Origin of the sequence: Algoriphagus sp. TR-M9, from assembly GCF_027594545.1 — a bacterium.
Classification (GTDB): Bacteria; Bacteroidota; Bacteroidia; order Cytophagales; family Cyclobacteriaceae; genus Algoriphagus; species Algoriphagus halophytocola.
In genome coordinates this window covers 1283961-1300291 of record NZ_CP115160.1, presented here as the reverse complement: position 1 = coordinate 1300291, position 16331 = coordinate 1283961, and the positions used below count along the sequence as shown (strand labels likewise).

Annotated in this window: 12 protein-coding genes; 8 read left to right on the top strand and 4 right to left on the bottom strand. The window is 41.6% G+C overall.

All coding sequences use genetic code 11. The features are described 5' to 3' along the window. Window positions 1-102 precede the first annotated feature (102 nt). From PBT90_RS05765 to PBT90_RS05755, 3 genes are all read left to right on the top strand, one after another. Window positions 103-3117, top strand: a complete 3015-nt coding sequence (locus PBT90_RS05765) for a SusC/RagA family TonB-linked outer membrane protein (protein WP_270131979.1) — start codon at window positions 103-105, stop codon at window positions 3115-3117. A gap of 12 nt (window positions 3118-3129) precedes the next feature. Further along, on the top strand, window positions 3130-4614 hold the full coding sequence (locus tag PBT90_RS05760) for a RagB/SusD family nutrient uptake outer membrane protein (RefSeq protein WP_264809449.1): 1485 nt from the start codon (window positions 3130-3132) through the stop codon (window positions 4612-4614). Between the two features lie 73 nt (window positions 4615-4687). After that, the gene (locus PBT90_RS05755; RefSeq protein WP_270131976.1) at window positions 4688-6274 is read left to right on the top strand and encodes a glucoamylase family protein; all 1587 of its coding nucleotides are present in this window, start codon (window positions 4688-4690) and stop codon (window positions 6272-6274) included. A gap of 45 nt (window positions 6275-6319) precedes the next feature. On the opposite strand, the gene mscL is transcribed toward PBT90_RS05755, so the two are convergent. Beyond that, window positions 6320-6775: a large conductance mechanosensitive channel protein MscL gene (gene mscL / locus PBT90_RS05750; RefSeq protein WP_270131974.1), complete on the bottom strand. Its 456-nt coding sequence runs from the start codon at window positions 6773-6775 to the stop codon at window positions 6320-6322. Window positions 6776-7076: 301 nt separating this feature from the next. On the opposite strand from mscL, the gene PBT90_RS05745 reads away from it, so the two are divergent. Further along, window positions 7077-7325 carry a DUF7218 family protein gene (locus PBT90_RS05745; RefSeq protein WP_270131972.1) on the top strand — a complete coding sequence of 83 codons (249 nt, stop codon included), beginning with the start codon at window positions 7077-7079 and terminating at the stop codon, window positions 7323-7325. 65 nt (window positions 7326-7390) lie between these two features. Further along, on the top strand, window positions 7391-8239 hold the full coding sequence (locus tag PBT90_RS05740; protein ID WP_270131970.1) for an SDR family oxidoreductase: 849 nt from the start codon (window positions 7391-7393) through the stop codon (window positions 8237-8239). 142 nt (window positions 8240-8381) lie between these two features. On the opposite strand, the gene surE is transcribed toward PBT90_RS05740, so the two are convergent. Then, window positions 8382-9125, bottom strand: coding sequence for a 5'/3'-nucleotidase SurE (gene surE, locus PBT90_RS05735; RefSeq protein ID WP_264809444.1), 744 nt, complete (start codon window positions 9123-9125; stop codon window positions 8382-8384). Window positions 9126-9191: 66 nt separating this feature from the next. Between surE and PBT90_RS05730 the strand changes: the two genes are divergently transcribed. The 3 genes from PBT90_RS05730 (at window position 9192) to PBT90_RS05720 (ending at window position 14081) form a co-directional block, all read left to right on the top strand. Then, window positions 9192-10076 (top strand): diacylglycerol/lipid kinase family protein, encoded by an 885-nt coding sequence (locus tag PBT90_RS05730; protein WP_264809443.1) that lies wholly within the window; start codon window positions 9192-9194, stop codon window positions 10074-10076. A gap of 446 nt (window positions 10077-10522) precedes the next feature. Then, on the top strand, window positions 10523-12649 hold the full coding sequence (locus tag PBT90_RS05725) for a catalase (RefSeq protein WP_264809442.1): 2127 nt from the start codon (window positions 10523-10525) through the stop codon (window positions 12647-12649). A 388-nt stretch (window positions 12650-13037) separates the two neighbouring features. Next, on the top strand, window positions 13038-14081 hold the full coding sequence (locus PBT90_RS05720) for a helix-turn-helix domain-containing protein (protein ID WP_270131966.1): 1044 nt from the start codon (window positions 13038-13040) through the stop codon (window positions 14079-14081). Between the two features lie 35 nt (window positions 14082-14116). Here PBT90_RS05720 and PBT90_RS05715 read toward each other — a convergent pair whose 3' ends face one another. Continuing rightward, window positions 14117-14551 (bottom strand): hypothetical protein, encoded by a 435-nt coding sequence (locus PBT90_RS05715; protein ID WP_264809440.1) that lies wholly within the window; start codon window positions 14549-14551, stop codon window positions 14117-14119. Between the two features lie 311 nt (window positions 14552-14862). Beyond that, on the bottom strand, window positions 14863-16326 hold the full coding sequence (locus PBT90_RS05710) for a RagB/SusD family nutrient uptake outer membrane protein (protein WP_264809439.1): 1464 nt from the start codon (window positions 16324-16326) through the stop codon (window positions 14863-14865). Between the last annotated feature and the right edge of the window lie 5 nt (window positions 16327-16331).

Sequence of the window (16331 nt, the reverse complement as noted above, 5' to 3'; positions counted from 1 at the left end):
AGCAAAAATTTCCCTTCTTGACATGAGGTTTATAGTTTCAATTACCGCATTCGAAGTTTCGATTGCAGTAAACGAAAACTATAACCAAACCCAATTAGCCAAATGGAAAAATTGCTACCTGAGAGGGAAAATGCATGGCAACATAGCAAGCATTTTATTTTATCCCTACTCCTCCTATTCTCCTTACTTGTCTCCCATGATTCCTTTGGACAAAATGTTCCAGTCAGCGGTACTGTTGTCGATGACACTGGATTTCCACTTCCAGGAGTGAATGTGGTGATTAAAGGAACTACCAATGGTACCGTCACTGATCTAGACGGTAACTATACATTAGAAGTCCCGGAAGATGCAGTACTTGTTTTTACTTTTGTAGGATTTGAAACAGTGGAAACCCCAATTAACGGGAGGTCCACTATTGATGTTACTCTTGGTGAAGATATCGGGGATCTGGATGAATTTGTAGTTGTGGGGTATGGGATACAGCGCAAGAGTGACCTGACTGGCGTCATATCCAGTGTAAAATCAGAGGATATTAGCAGGTTACCTGTTTCTGATGTGACTCAATCTCTCCAAGGTAGAGTCAGCGGTGTGCAGATCACCCAAAACTCTGGTGCACCGGGCGCAGGATCTACTGTTCGCATTAGAGGAGTCGGCACCTTGAATAATTCCTCTCCGCTCTATGTAGTCGATGGGATGCTACTGGACGACATCAATTTCCTGAACCCTAATGATGTGGAATCCATGGAAGTGCTTAAAGATGCTTCAGCAACGGCTATCTATGGTTCCAGAGGTGCAAATGGAGTAATCATCGTCACAACCAAGCAAGGTTCATTTGACACGGATACACGCATCAGCGTAGACGCCTACACCGGAGTGCAGCAGGTCGCCAATCAAATCGATGTAGTCAATGCCAGGGAATTCGCCCAGCTAGCCAACGAATTGGAACAAAATGTAGGAAACGAGCCCATTTATAATGTCAATGAGTATGGGGAAGGCACCGATTGGCAAGATTACATCTTCAGAAATGCGGCAATCAATAATTTTAGTATTGGAGCAAATGGAGGTTCAGCCAAGTCGAGCTTCAACCTAAGTGCAAACTATTTCAATCAACAAGGGGTAGTAAAAGAATCAGAATATGAGCGTTTGACCATCAGATTAAACAATCAGTACAAGCTGAGCGAAGCGGTGACTTTCGGTCACAACCTTTCCTTTATCTACTACAATCAGCAAAATGAACCGGGAGTAATTGGTAATGCCTATAGAGCTTATCCGATTTTTGACCCAACTCAGCCTGATGGAAGCTATACCAACACAGCACCGGTGGGAAACGCAGCGGCACAGTTTGAGTACAATTCAAATAACAGAACCAATAATTACCGTGGAGTGGGTAACTTCTTTATGGATGTGAAATTCCTGAAAAATTTCACCTTCCGTAGTAATGTAGGATTGGATCTGGCATTCCAGGATTCAAAGAGCTTTACTCCCGTATACTTCGTTTCTCCAACTCAGCAAAACCCAGAAAATTCTGTGAATGTAGAGAACCTGAGAAACAGAAATATTCTGTGGGAAAACACGCTGAATTACTCCAAGGAATGGGAAGATCATCGTTTGAATCTACTTGGAGGTATTACTACTCAGGATTTCTATACAGAAACTCTTGGAGGCGGAAGAAGGAATCTTCCAGGTGAAGACCCTTCACTTTGGTACTTGAATGCTGGTGAACTTACAACCCAAACTAACTCTAACTCTGCCGGTGACTGGGCAATGCTCTCTTATCTTTTCAGAGCAAATTACACCTTCAAAAACAAATTCCTTTTCACGGGTACTTTCAGAAGAGATGGCTCTAGCCGTTTTGGCAAGGAAAATAGATATGGAAATTTCCCATCTGTAGCACTTGGGTATAATATCATTGAAGAGGCTTTTCTGCAAGATCAATCTTTCCTTTCTAACCTAAAGATTCGCGGTAGCTGGGGTAAAATAGGTAATGATAAAATTGCTTTTTACGAAGGCAGACCTGTTGTGACCGGCAACCAAAATGCTGTTTTTGGAACAAATGAAGATTTGATCTACGGTGCCACGCTGACCAGATTAGCTAATCCATTTATCAAATGGGAGGAAACAGTGACCTCAAACATTGGATTTGAGTTTGGATTATTTAATGAGAAGCTTACAGGGGAACTGGATTATTACCAACGAAAAACTAATGATATTTTGGTTGGCGTACCGATTCCAGCCTATGTGGGTTCATCAAACAACCCTGTTGTCAATGCTGCAAGTGTCAAAAACTCCGGTATAGATTTGACTTTAAACTGGAGAGACTCAAAAGGAGATTTTGGCTATAACTTCGGCATCGTAGCTTCTACCGTGAACAATGAGGTATTGGATCTGGGAGACGGGAACGAAGCCATTTTCGGCGGAGCCGTAGGAATCAGTGGCTATTTGGGTTCAAGAACTATCGTAGGACAATCAATCGGTCATTACTATGGATATAAAACAGTAGGTGTATTCCAAAACGAAGCTGACTTATCATCCATTCCTAAGCGAGGTCCTGAAGTAGCTGGTGATTTGATCTATCAAGACACAGATGGTAATGGGTCAGTAGATAACAATGACCGTGTGATTTTAGGAAGCCCAATTCCTGATCTGGTTTACGGATTTAATTTCGGGTTTGACTACAAGGGATTTGATCTACGTGCTGACTTCAACGGTACTCTTGGTAATGAAATCTACAACGCTAAGAAGCAAACGCGTTTCAATACATACAATTTTGAAACAAGCTACTTGGACAGATGGACTGGCGAAGGCAGCAGCAATTCGGAGCCTAGAGTCACTAACGGTGGACACAACTACGAAGTCTCAGACAGATTTGTAGAAGATGGTTCTTTCCTCCGATTAAGAAATATTCAAATCGGATACAGCTTCCCGGAAGTTGCTTTGAGCAAGATCAAAGTGCAAAACTTCCGTGTTTACCTCTCAGGAACCAACGTGTTCACTTGGACGAAATACTCTGGATATACTCCTGAAATCGGAGGTGGATCAGTGATAGGAACAGGTTATGACAGTGGTCTTTACCCTGTAGCGAGAACTTTCAATGTCGGTATTTCAGCTAGCTTCTAAACCCAATCAACCATGCAAAATAAGATTAACAATAAAATAGCAGCAGTAGCACTCGGTGTTGTATTGAGTGTTGGACTAGTTTCCTGCGAAGATTATTTGGACAAGGCTCCCAAAGGAGAACTGACTTCAGAAAACTTCTTCAAGGATGAGCTGCAGGCAACACAGGCGGTGAATGCCATTTATTCACACTTGAGAAATTTCAATGTACACGTGTTTTCCTACATAGGAATTACGGATATCGCTTCAGATGATGCTGACAAAGGTTCCGTACCAGGTGATGCTGGATTCCTTCAGGATATCAATGACTTCACCTTTGACGCAAATAACACCGCAGTAAACGGCATCTGGTCAGGTTACTTTCAAGGGGTTTTTCGTGCCAATCAGGTGATCGCAAATGTGCCTGAAATCGACATGGATGAGGAATTGAAAAGCCGACTAATCGGTGAAGCAAGGTTTCTAAGAGCATATTTCTACTTCTTTCTGGTAAGAACTTATGGAGATCTTCCGCTGATCGATCGCCCGCTGAACCCTGATGAATATACTCAGGCAAGGGTTTCTAAAGAGGAAATTTATGAGTTCATAGAAGAAGACTTCAGCTTTGCGGCAGCAAACCTCCCAGAAAAATCTGAGTATGATGCGTCGGAATTAGGTCGTGCCACATCTGGTGCAGCGAAGTCATTTCTGGCGAAAGTGCATCTCTTCCAAAACGAGTATCAGGAAGCTTATGACTTGGCTCAGGAAGTGATCACAAGCGGTGAATACGAACTTTATCCTGACTACGAGGGAATTTTCCGAAGAGAAGGAGAACATTCTTCCGAGAGCATTTTCGAAGTTTCCACTGTAGCTCTCGAAGCCGGAGGCGGTGGATCTCAGTTCAATGAGGTTCAAGGGATTCGTGGCAATCCAAACAACGGTTGGGGATTCAATGGCCCATCGGATGATCTGATGGCTGCTTATGAGGAAAATGACCCGAGACTTGCAGCAACCATCATCAATGAAGGAGATACACTTCCATCGGGCGAGGTAGTGATGCCAGATCCGAATATGGGCGAAAATGCTCGATTCAGTAGAAAAGCATGGCTGCCGGAGAGACCACCATCTGGATTTGGAAACAGCGGTGCAAATATTCGTATTTTCAGATATGCAGATTTGCTATTGATCGCTGCAGAGGCTGCCAATGAAATCGGAAATTCAGATCAAGCATTGGAATATGTCAATATGGTTCGTGAAAGAGCGCGTCAAGGCAATGAGGATATTTTGCCGGATGTGACTACTACTGATCAAGCTGAACTTCGGGATGCGATTTACCATGAAAGAAGAGTGGAATTGGCGATGGAGCAGCATAGATACTTTGACCTGGTAAGACAAGGAAGAGCACAGGAAGTGTTTGCGGATCTGGGAATTACCTGGACTCCTGGCAAGCATGAAGTCTATCCTGTCCCTCAGTCAGAAATAGATATTAGCGGAGGTTCTATCACCCAAAACCCGGGGTATTAATCCCCTTAGACTCCCGTTTACTTGCTGTGGCGGGAGTCTTCTTTATTTCTAAATCTCACCCAATTTTTAAGCTATGAAATACTACTCTCTCCAATTTATCGCGATAGCCGCACTCTCTTTTGCCTGCCAAAAAGCAGAAGAAAAATCTAATACCATCAAAGCCACCCCATACGATATCCATGTGGAACTCTCTTGGGACAAAAGCCCAGAGGCAGATTCCTATGGAGTTTGGGTAAGTATGGATGATGATCACTATACGAGACGGGCTGTGTTGGAAGACACCCTTTACCTGGATTTTGTAAATGACCTTGGGATGGAGTTGGATCTGAATTACGAGATCCGAGCTTATTCTGGTGAGGATTCTACCATCGTTGGAAGAGCTGCAACCAAAACACACAAGATGACCGATGAAGAACTTCTGGACATGGTGGAGTTTTATACATTCCGATACTTCTGGGATGGAGCAGAACCAAATTCGGGTCTAGCTCCTGAGCGGATACACATAGACGGAGAATATCCGCAAAACGATGCTCATGTAGTGACCACAGGTGGATCAGGAATGGGGATTTTTGGATTGATCGCTGGAATGGGAAGAGGCTGGATTTCTAAGGAGCAAGGCGTAGCAAGATTTGAAAAAATAGTAGGGTTCCTGGAAAAAGCAGACAAATTCAAAGGAGTTTGGCCGCATTGGATCAATGGACAGACAGGAAAAGTCCAGCCTTTTGGACAGAAAGATAATGGGGGAGATCTGGTAGAATCAGCCTTTTTGATGCAAGGTCTTATCGCAGTACGGGAGTATTTCAAAGATGGAGATGATAGACAAAAAGCTATTGCGCAGCGTATAGATCAACTCTGGAAGGATATGGACTGGACTTGGTACACACGAGATGGGCAGGATGTGCTGTATTGGCACTGGTCACCGGAGTATGCCTGGGACATGAACTTTCCTCTGGAAGGATACAATGAGTGCTTGATCACATATGTTCTAGCGGCATCCTCTCCTACGCACACCATAGATACGGCAGCATATCACAAAGGCTGGGCAAGAAGCGGAGGAATCAAATCAGACAAGGAAGCTTTTGGATATGACTTGATTCTAAAACATAACGGCGCAGAAGAAAAAGGCGGGCCACTTTTCTGGGCTCACTATTCCTATCTGGGTTTGAATCCTATGGGACTCTCGGATCAGTACGCAGATTATCAAAAGTTGAACACCAACCACACGTTGATCAATCGGGCACATGCAGTGGAAAATCCCAACGGATATTCTGGTTATGGAGAAGATCTCTGGGGACTTACCGCCTCCTATTCTATCAACGGTTACAATGCACATTTTCCAAGAAATGACACCGGAGTAATCTCTCCTACTGCAGCTATTTCCTCCATCCCATACACTCCAAAGGAATCCATAAAAGTGATCAAAAATCTTTATTACAATTATGGTAAAAAAGTACTTGGCCGATACGGTTTCTATGATGCCATGAGCCCAGAGCACGACTACTTCCCTACCCGATACCTGGCAATTGATCAAGGTCCTATGGTGGCGATGATAGAGAATTATAGAACAGGTCTGGGGTGGAGATTATTTATGGGAGCACCAGAGATTCAGGAAGGTTTGAAGAAATTGGGATTCCAAGTACCTGCCCCTGATTTAAAATAATCATAAATCATAATAAGAGACTGTCCTTTTGAGACAGTCTCTTTTTTATTGTTTAGGCTTTTGTTCTTCTAATAGTTGGACCTGCTTTTCCATCAAATCGGAAATTTTGCTCAGTAGCTCAATATTTTTAGGAGTGACTACTTCCTGATTTTTAGGATCTTCTGCCTTTTTCCTTATAGCATTCATCAGCTTGACCACAAGGAAAATAGTAAAACCTATGATTAAAAAATCTACAGTAGCCTCTAATAGTTTTCCATACCCTATAGCTATTTCTTCCGGGTGGGTAACACCTTCTATAGTCACTGCTTCACGTAAAACAATCTTCTTGTTTTCCCAATTAATGCCGTTGGTGAGAAAGGAAAGCGGTGGCAGAAATATTTCTTGGACCAGTACATCCACCACTTTATTGAAAGCGGTACCGATGATCACCCCAATGGCGATGTCGATCATATTGCCCTTAATGGCAAACTCTTTAAACTCTTGAATAATCTTAAATTTCATGTGTTTATGATTTGTCTTTTAAAGGCCATAACCTGTCCCGTGACGAAGGAAACGGGATGGAATCTCGCCCGGGAGATAATCATCCCTCTGTGTGTCGCTTCGGACATGCTCGATTTCATGGGGTTTATCCGTTAGGGTTGGAGGTATTTAATGTTTCAAAGCCAATTCAAATAATATTCCCTTGGCTACCTATCTCGGCGTTTTTTTTGGACTAATACTCAGACTATTAATGATTTTGGCGAATAGCTAATCAATTGGAAGAGTTCAAAATCAAGCATTTACACATTTAAACCACAACGTCATGACAAAGAACCACGGCCCAAGCATCAAAAATGATGAAAAATACGAGGCATTATTGAAAGAAGGAATGAGTAAGCAGAAAGCGGCAAGGATCGCAAATGACCCCAACTCGGGTAAAAAAGGTGGCAAAGCCGAAAAATACGATGAGCGAAGCAAAAAGGAATTGTATGACAAAGCCAAAGAAGTTGGAATCGAAGGTAGAAGTAAAATGAGCAAAGATGGATTGATTCGAGCGCTAAGGAACTCCTAATTTAATCAAGTCGGCATTGCTAAAGTGATGTCAGGCAATTTTCAAAACCTAAAACCACATAAACCATGACTAAACCAACAGAATTTAAAGCACAAAAGCAGTCCCTTCCCGGACAGCAAAGTAAGATGAAACCCGAACCGGAGGTGATCAGAAAAGGCTATAAAGGAGCGGGCAAATTAAAGGGAAAAAAAGCCTTAATCACCGGGGGTGATAGTGGAATAGGCCGAAGCGTAGCCGTTTATTTTGCTCGTGAAGGTGCTGATGTAGCAATAGTCTACCTCAGCGAAGATAAAGATGCAAAAGAGACGCAGAGGCTAGTCGAAAAGGAAGGACATCAATGCCATTTAATCAAAGGTGATTTAAAGTCCGAATCCTTTTGCAAAAAAGCGATCAAAGAAACCAAAGAGCAACTAGGCGGCTTGAATATTTTGGTAAACAACGCTGCTGTGCAGCATCCTCAGGATGCCCTTCAGAAAATTTCCAAAAAACAGCTGCAGGAAACCTTTGAGACCAATATCTTTTCATTTTTTCATCTCTCCAAGCTGGCCTTAGACCACTTCAAAGAAGGAGATACTATCATCAATACCAGCTCTGTGACTACTTATCGTGGTAGTGAGCATCTCGTTGATTATGCGAGTACTAAAGGCGCTATAGTAGGATTTACCAGATCTCTTGCTCTTATGGCAGCAAAAGATAAAATCAGAGTCAATGGGGTAGCTCCGGGACCGATCTGGACGCCATTGATACCGGCAACCTTTGACGATGTAGAAAAATTTGGACAGGATACCGCACTTGGTAGAGCTGGACAACCCAGCGAAGTAGGCCCTGCTTATGTTTTCCTGGCAAGTGAAGACAGTTCATATATCACAGGTCAGTTTATACATGTCAATGGAGGAGAAGTAGTAGGAGGTTAATACCAAATAAAAGGGAGATAAAAGCCTTGGACTTTTATCTCCCAAATTATATTTATCTGTTTGTAAAAATCACCGACACACAAAACACCTGTAGCGGTCCTTCCATATAAAAGGAAAAAAACACCCCAAAACATAGGGATTTCTAAATTTGTTTTTGGCTGAACATATTCAGGCTAGTCAGTTTTTTTAGTTGATTCTCATCAGTGAGGTCAAGACTTAAGGGAGTCATGGAGACTAAATCGTTTTCAATTGCGTACCGGTCTGTTCCCTCATCGGGGTTTTCAAGTGGCACTACTGTAAACCAAAAATGTTTTCTACCCATAGGATCCTCAGAAGGCTTGACTAATCCATCATACTGTCGGACTGACTGTCTGGTCCACATAATACCTTTTGGAGCGAAAGGAAAATTGACATTGACGAGCTTGGGACCATCCTCAGAGATCAAGTAGTCCAATACCTGCCTGGTGTAAGGTCTCATTTTCGAAAAATCATATTCCTCTGTTTGAGTGGGAGTACTGAAAGCTATTCCTTTGATTCCCAATAAGGCAGCCTGTTTAGCTCCAGCGAGAGTACCGGAATGCCACATGGAGTTACCTAGATTGGGGCCTAAATTGATTCCAGAGAGCACTACATCTACTTTATCCCAGTGAAAGCTGCCCAGCGACACGCAGTCTGCCGGAGTACCATTTACTCGGTACGCATCAAAATCTCCAACGTGTGTTCTTTTGTAAGATAGAGGCCTAGTGGCAGTCACTGCATGCCCCATCGAAGACTGCTCCACATCCGGAGCTACTATTCTCACCTCTCCGAATTCAGACGCCACTTCTGCCAATTCTAATATTCCCGGGCTATAAATCCCATCATCATTTGTGATCAAAATTTTCATAGTCAAATAGTTTAGTCACTCTTTTTGTATGCAAATACTAAGCAGGACTTTTATACATATTCAAAAATGAAGATCATTCTATTATATAATCCAACCGCAGGAGAAGAGGATTTTCCTTTAGGAAAAATAATTTCATCACTGGAAAATCAAGGAGCTAGAGTGCTAGCACAAAATACCACCGAAGAAAAATTCGAAAAGGTATTCGACCTGATTTTTGACCTGATCATCATCGCAGGTGGAGATGGTACAGTAGAAAAAATTTTACTTGAAATACGAGATACCAATATCCCCATTGCTATCCTGCCCTATGGCAACGCCAATAATATAGCCTGCAGCCTTGGCCTGACTTCAGATTATGAAAATCTGGTCAAGAAATTTGAGCAAAAGAAATTTCATTACTTAAGCATCGGGAAATATGAAACCCCTGAAAAAACTGGTTGGTTTATAGAAGGCATAGGATGGGGAATTTTTACTGCCTTGCTTTTGCAGATCGAGCGGGATGAAAAGAAGGTAAAGGATAGTACCTCCAAAGTGGATTTTGGCTTAAAGAATCTCAAAAAACTCCCAGATAAACTCCCTGTAAATGAATACCAAATAGAGCTAGATGGTGAAGATTACTCTGGTAAATATATTTGGGTAGAGATCATGAACACCAGAAGGCTTGGTCCTCAACTAGCGCTTGCGCCAGATGCAGACCACAGTGATAAATATCTGGATATTATGCTGGTGAAAAAAAGTCAAAAATCAGAGTTGAAGGAATTTTTAAAGGCTCAAAAGAAGGCCTTCTCCCCTAGCCCATTTCAAACTTTAAAAGCAAAAAAAATCAAAGTCCAGTCTCAGCTTCCATTTCATGTGGATGATGATCTGATGCAGCACAGTACGCTTTATGAAGGCGTGCCTGAGGTCAAAGTGACTCTTGCCAAAGGGCAATTGAAAATCTTGCAAAATTAAAATTTTCCTGTTTTCCCTTTCCCTATTGCCAAGTGCTTAAAATCTATATTGATTCCTTAACCTAGGGACCCTGTTATTGTGCTTTTTGCTTTAATAAAGTAACTCTGAATTCAAAAGCGTGAAATGATGCTTCTTAAATAAATTACTCAGTATGAGGAAAAAAGAAGACAAACAGCACTTCGACATAAATTGATAATAAAGTAGGAGAAAATTCACAAATCAATAATTAAGAGATTTTTTGCCCATAAAAAGGCAGTCACTTTTCCCTTTTTTTACCTTAAAGAAAAAGTAACCCTTCCTAAATCAGTCATAAAGCCTATTGGAAAAGCTGCGATCTACGATCCCATAGATCAGGCTTCTTTTTTTGGATGCTGTCACTAATTAAAAATTATAGTTATGGAATGTTATTAGTGAGAGGTACACCAAACCACTAAAATTTAATTACCATGAAAGAGAACAAACCAGAAAATGCCAAAAGCGATGATCTTCACATGAATACTGAAGATAGCAGCGGGGAAGTAATGAGTAACAATCAGGGTTTACGAGTAAATGATGATCAGAATTCACTGACTGCCGGGGATCGTGGGCCTACCTTGTTAGAAGATTTTCATTTCAGAGAGAAAATGACTCATTTTGATCATGAGCGGATACCAGAGCGAGTAGTTCATGCCAGAGGGGAAGCAGCCCATGGATACTTTGAGAGTTATGGGGATTTTTCTTCTATTACCAAAGCCGGTTTTCTCGGAGAGAAAGGTAAAAAAACTCCGGTATTTACCAGATTCAGTACAGTGGCAGGATTCAAAGGATCTTCTGACCTCGCGCGAGACGTGCGGGGATTTGCTGTAAAATTCTATACTGAAGAAGGGAATTATGACTTGGTAGGTAATAATATGCCGGTATTTTTTATTCAGGATGCCATGAAATTCCCTGATTTGATCCATGCAGTAAAACCTGAGCAAGACAATGAAATTCCCCAAGCCGCCTCGGCTCATGACACATTTTGGGATTTTATATCTCTCATGCCCGAAAGCATGCACATGATCATGTGGGTAATGAGTGATAGGGCACTCCCCAGAAGTCTCAGCATGATGGAGGGATTTGGTGTACATACGTACCGTTTCATCAATAAGGAAGGAAAATCTGTATTTGTAAAATTCCATTGGAAACCAAAGTTGGGTACGCATTCCGTCATTTGGGAGGAGGCCCAAAAGATTTCAGGTCAGGATCCTGATTTTCATCGCAGAGACCTTTGGGAATCAATAGAAAATGGGAATTTCCCGGAATGGGAATTAGGAGTTCAGCTAGTAGAAGAAAAAGATGAACACAAATTCGATTTTGATCTTTTGGACCCTACTAAACTTATTCCTGAAGAATTGGTGCCTGTGAAGATCCTGGGCAAAATGGTACTCAACCGCAATCCTGATAATTTCTTTGCCGAAACCGAGCAGGTGGCTTTTCATCCAGGACACGTGGTACCGGGTATTGATTTCACAAATGACCCCTTGCTTCAAGGAAGGTTATTTTCCTACACTGACACCCAGCTGACCAGACTGGGAGGTCCCAATTTCGCAGAAATCCCAATCAACCGCCCTATTACTCCTGTGCATAACAATCAACGAGGAGGCTTTATGAGACAGACTATTAACAAAGGTAAAGGGGGGTATAATCCAAACAAGGCAAGTGGGGGATGTCCATTTCAAGCCTCAATGGCTGAAGGTGGGTATGTATCTCACCATGAGAAAATAGAAGGACATAAAATCAGAAACAGAAGCAAGAGCTTCATGGACCACTTTAGTCAAGCTACGCTTTTTTATAGTAGTCAAACTGAGGTGGAGCAGCATCACATTATTCAGGCACTACAGTTCGAACTGGGCAAAGTGAAAAGTGAAGCCATCCGAAATCGAATGGTAGGAATGCTGACTCATGTAGATCAGACACTTGCAGAAGAAGTGGCCAAAGGGCTTGGCATCAAAGAAATTCAAAAACCTGAAGCTCCTCTAAATCATAGCTATCCTGCTGATGCCGACCCAAGTGATTACCAACCTACTGAGGCTAAAACCAAGTTGAAAAAATCAGAAAAGTTAAGCTTAATGGCATCGCCAGGAAAAGGGATCCAAGGAAGGATGATAGCTATTTTGGCAGATGATGGTGTAGATGAAAAGTCAATCAAAGGATTTCAAGCGGCTATTAAAAATGCTGGAGCTGATTCTAAAATCATCAGCACAAATAGTGGTTCTATCACCGCGTCAGAGGATGGTTCCTTCACAGTTGATCATAGCTTAATGACCACGACTTCTGTATTGTTCGATGCGGTTCTAGTACTTGACGGATCAAAAAGCACACAGAGTTTAAAGAATAATTCTTTAGCCATTAGATTCATAGATGAAGCTTATAGGCACTACAAGTATATTGGTATCAACGGTACAGGAGAAAGTCTGTGGGATTTGACTTATGCCTCAAAAAACAAACTTCCTAAAGGCGTTTTGTTCAATCAGGATCCTGAATCTTTCATTGATTCCATTTCCTCCCATAGAGTTTGGGAAAGAAAAGATGCAGACCAAATACCTGTGTAAGATTGCTGAATATGAGTTGGAGCAAGAAAATACTCCAACTCATACCATTAATCCTTTTCTGATCTGATCTAAAAACCTATACCTCAGTTTCGCTCAATAGAAGGTGACCAAAGAATTTCCTTTGCCGGTAGGCAGGCCGAAATGTCTTTTTCTAAGAAATACTATACCGTCTAGCCGCTCTTCCAGCAGAAAACCAGTAGAGGTAAAACATAACCTAGAGATGCCCGGGATAAAACGCTAAGGGAAGAAATAGGATCTGAAAATAGGTTGAATAGCGGCTCTAAAGAATTCCTAGTGCATATTTCAGATTTAAGAAAATAGTCGTTCCTTTTTATTTTTATAAGTACTATTTTCAACTTTAATTGATCTTTTTCATTTTACATTTTCCATGAAAAAACTTCAGGTTCATTCCTTGCCTCTTAAAGAGGTGATAGCTGATATTGCCAAAGGCTTAGGTACTCAATACACCCAGGATTGTGGAGAATACTATGTTCAGATACCGGATTCTTGGGGCCAGGGACAGATCAAGGGAATTAACTTTGAAGGCGGATTGGGTCTGCTGATTTATGATTGCCTATTTTATGAGGATCTGGAGATAAGTTTCACTGTAAACCAAACCCATCCCCTGAAGTTTCTTTTTTGCCTAAATGGCAACCTACTTCATCATTTCGAGCAAGATGGTGAGGAGCATGCCCTACAGCAACATCAAAATATCATAGTGGCCAGTAAGGGTTACAATGGGCATGTACTTCAATTTCAAAAGCAGCAGAAAACAGAGATTTATAGTCTTGAAGTGGATAGACATAGATTTAAAGAGCGCATGGAATGTGAATTGGCAAAAGCACACACCAACTTAAAATCCATTTTTGAGGACGAACTTGCCAAAACTTCATTTTATTACAATGGCATGTACAGTCTCAGATTAGGCGAGATATTTGAAGAAATAAAAACCCATCAATATACTGACCTGATTAAGAAGATTTTTCTAGAAAGCCAATCCTATAGAATGCTGGTGCAGCAGCTCATACAATACGATGATGACTATCAAGGATCTGATCAACGTAATATCCTGCGGCAGTCGGAGGCGCATGCAATCAGAGAAGCTGTAGAAATCATGAAAATAGAGCTGGATTCTATTGAATCCCTAAATTCAATTGCCCAACGGGTGGGCTTAAATGCTAAAAAATTCCAGAATGGGTTCCGTCATTTCTTCGGAAAAAGCGCCAATGAATACCTGCAATTTTTGAGATTGAGTCTTGCTAAAGACCTGCTGCTCAATACAGAAGATAGCATTCAGGAAATCAAGGAAAAAGTAGGATTCAACAGTCAAAGTTACTTCAGTGAACTCTTCAAAAAGATGTATCACGATACCCCATCCAACTTCCGAAAAACCCATAGAAAAGGAAAATCATCGTTAAAAAAGTTGTTATAATATTGAGAGTGAGGCTCCTTATACTTTTGAGTTGTCTATTTTCCGTTCAGCAATTCTTGGCCCCTGGTAAAAGCTAGTTTACAGGCATCAATTAAATCCCTGGCAAAAAACACTCCTTGAAAACCGCCGCCTTCTATTTGAGTCAGAGTAAAGAATTCTCCTTCTTCTAAATCACTTTCATCCCCCATTTTCACATCAATGATATGCAACTCGCTATTCATACGCACATGGAAAACTTGCATTTCACTCTCCCTTTCTCTGCTAAGGGGATCAAAAGGAATTTCCAAAAAGCTCAAAACGGTGGAAGAAAGACTTTTTTCATGTCGCCTGATCCATGCCTCGCATTTTTCAACTGTGGAAAATACGGCCTCAATCCTAAATGCAGGTAATGTACCTTCCAATTGCCTGGTCTGTACCTTCATAAGTTGATATTCCCCAGAAAAAACCACGTAAACTTTATTCATCATCATTTATCAAAAATCAAATCCCGACATTTTATACGGGCATGCATATTACAGGCTATTCATGGATTTGGCTGTCGATATTGAATCAAAGATTAACGGAATAAAATTCTATAAAACGACCTCCATATACGGTAATGAGGCATTTTATTCATTTAAAATATCCAAGTCCCTAGGCTTAAATAATTTAAGTTTTTCAATTCCCTAAAGATCTATCTTTTTCATACTCCAAATAAAAAACCTCCTACAACCAGGCAATTTTAGATTGGAAGGCCATTTACCCGTCCAAGTCAAAGTTCATCGCTCTAAAGTAAGGAAAATCAGTAACCAGGGTTTTGATCACTTGCACTCATGGCTTCGTTGAAATTCAGTTCTTCCAAGGGAATCGGCCACAAGTAATGGCGATCAGCAATTGACAAGCCTTTATTTTTCATCACGAATTCCTCCGCTCTTCCAGTTCTTTTCAGATCCAGCCATCGCTTGCCTTCAAACTGAGTCTCATAGGCTTTTTCCTGAAGGATCAAATCTAAGAATTCTGTTGTATTCAACCCTTCCAATGTATAATCCATAGACGATGCTTCCAAAGGATCCAGGCCAAAGGCTCTTCTTCGTATTTGGTTAACTGCGTCCATATTTTCCTCAGTCAAGCCATCTACCTGAGCTGAAGCTTCTGCATAAATAAGCAACAGTTCAGCATATCTGTAAATAGGAGTATCATTGCCAGCTCCAGTATTATCCACGGCCTGAGGCTCTGCATATTTTCCGTTGACCAGGGTTGAATCTCCCAGACCGAAGTCCACAAACTGCCATAAAGACTTTCTTAAATCACCATCTTCCCATTCCTTGTAGAATGGGTTGCTTGCATCCCCGTAATGCGCATATGCGCCGCCAAAATTATAAAGTCCAGTACTCGGGTGATTAAGAATCCAGGGTAGCCCATTTCCTTGTCCTGTTTGCCTGGCAAACTTAAAGGAGAAGATTTCTTCACTTGAACTGATCAATGTGGGACCAAAGATTTTCTCCCGGAGTTCATCTACTGAGGTCACGTGAACTAACTGAAACGCATCAGAGTCTATAACTTCCTCGGCTTTCAATTTAGCTGAATCAAACTCTTCCAACTGTAGATATACATCCGCCAGTAAGGTTTTAGCGGCCCATTGCGTGGGTCGTCCAGGCTCTGCTGCAGCAGTTGGAAGACCTGTTTCAGCTGCTTCCAGGTCAGATAATATCAGGGAATAAACATCTTCGACGCTACTTTTTGGCACATCCTTATCCGATATATTCTGCTCGGTACGAAGCGGAACTCCACCCCAGTTTCTCACTAAGTCAAAATAAGTCAATGCACGCAGGAATTTAGCCTCAGCAATAAATCCATTCATTTCGTCTTCGGTCAATTCTTCACTTAATGGTGCTTTCTCAATCACGATATTGGCATTTCGGATTCCTTTGTAGAAACTGTTCCATCTGGAAGCGGCTGCATTGATATTGGTGGGATTAAACCCGTCGAAATCGTTGTACTGCGCTCTACTACCACGACCATAACCCCAGTCTGTGTGCGCACTGAGCACGGCAATCTGTTCTGATCTCACCATCCGCAGCGGAAAATAAATAGCATTGGTAGCGGCATCAAAATCAGAGGCGTTTTGATAGAAATTCTCCGATACAATTGTTTTCGGTTCTTCATCTAAGAGCGAATCGCAGGAGATGGTAAAAGCACCTATCCCCAAAAGACAAACTACACAAACTTTAGTGCTGAATAGATTATATTTTCTAGTAGTTTTCATGATCT

Excerpts from the sequence above, each read along its gene's own strand:
- PBT90_RS05715 (WP_264809440.1), bottom strand. The coding sequence starts at position 14,551 with ATGATGATGAATAAAGTTTACGTGGTTTTTTCTGGGGAATATCAACTT.
- surE (WP_264809444.1), bottom strand. The coding sequence starts at position 9,125 with ATGAAAATTTTGATCACAAATGATGATGGGATTTATAGCCCGGGAATA.
- PBT90_RS05765 (WP_270131979.1), top strand. The coding sequence starts at position 103 with ATGGAAAAATTGCTACCTGAGAGGGAAAATGCATGGCAACATAGCAAG.
- mscL (WP_270131974.1), bottom strand. The coding sequence starts at position 6,775 with ATGAAATTTAAGATTATTCAAGAGTTTAAAGAGTTTGCCATTAAGGGC.
- PBT90_RS05755 (WP_270131976.1), top strand. The coding sequence starts at position 4,688 with ATGAAATACTACTCTCTCCAATTTATCGCGATAGCCGCACTCTCTTTT.
- PBT90_RS05740 (WP_270131970.1), top strand. The coding sequence starts at position 7,391 with ATGACTAAACCAACAGAATTTAAAGCACAAAAGCAGTCCCTTCCCGGA.
- PBT90_RS05730 (WP_264809443.1), top strand. The coding sequence starts at position 9,192 with ATGAAGATCATTCTATTATATAATCCAACCGCAGGAGAAGAGGATTTT.
- PBT90_RS05710 (WP_264809439.1), bottom strand. The coding sequence starts at position 16,326 with ATGAAAACTACTAGAAAATATAATCTATTCAGCACTAAAGTTTGTGTA.
- PBT90_RS05720 (WP_270131966.1), top strand. The coding sequence starts at position 13,038 with ATGAAAAAACTTCAGGTTCATTCCTTGCCTCTTAAAGAGGTGATAGCT.
- PBT90_RS05745 (WP_270131972.1), top strand. The coding sequence starts at position 7,077 with ATGACAAAGAACCACGGCCCAAGCATCAAAAATGATGAAAAATACGAG.
- PBT90_RS05760 (WP_264809449.1), top strand. The coding sequence starts at position 3,130 with ATGCAAAATAAGATTAACAATAAAATAGCAGCAGTAGCACTCGGTGTT.
- PBT90_RS05725 (WP_264809442.1), top strand. The coding sequence starts at position 10,523 with ATGAAAGAGAACAAACCAGAAAATGCCAAAAGCGATGATCTTCACATG.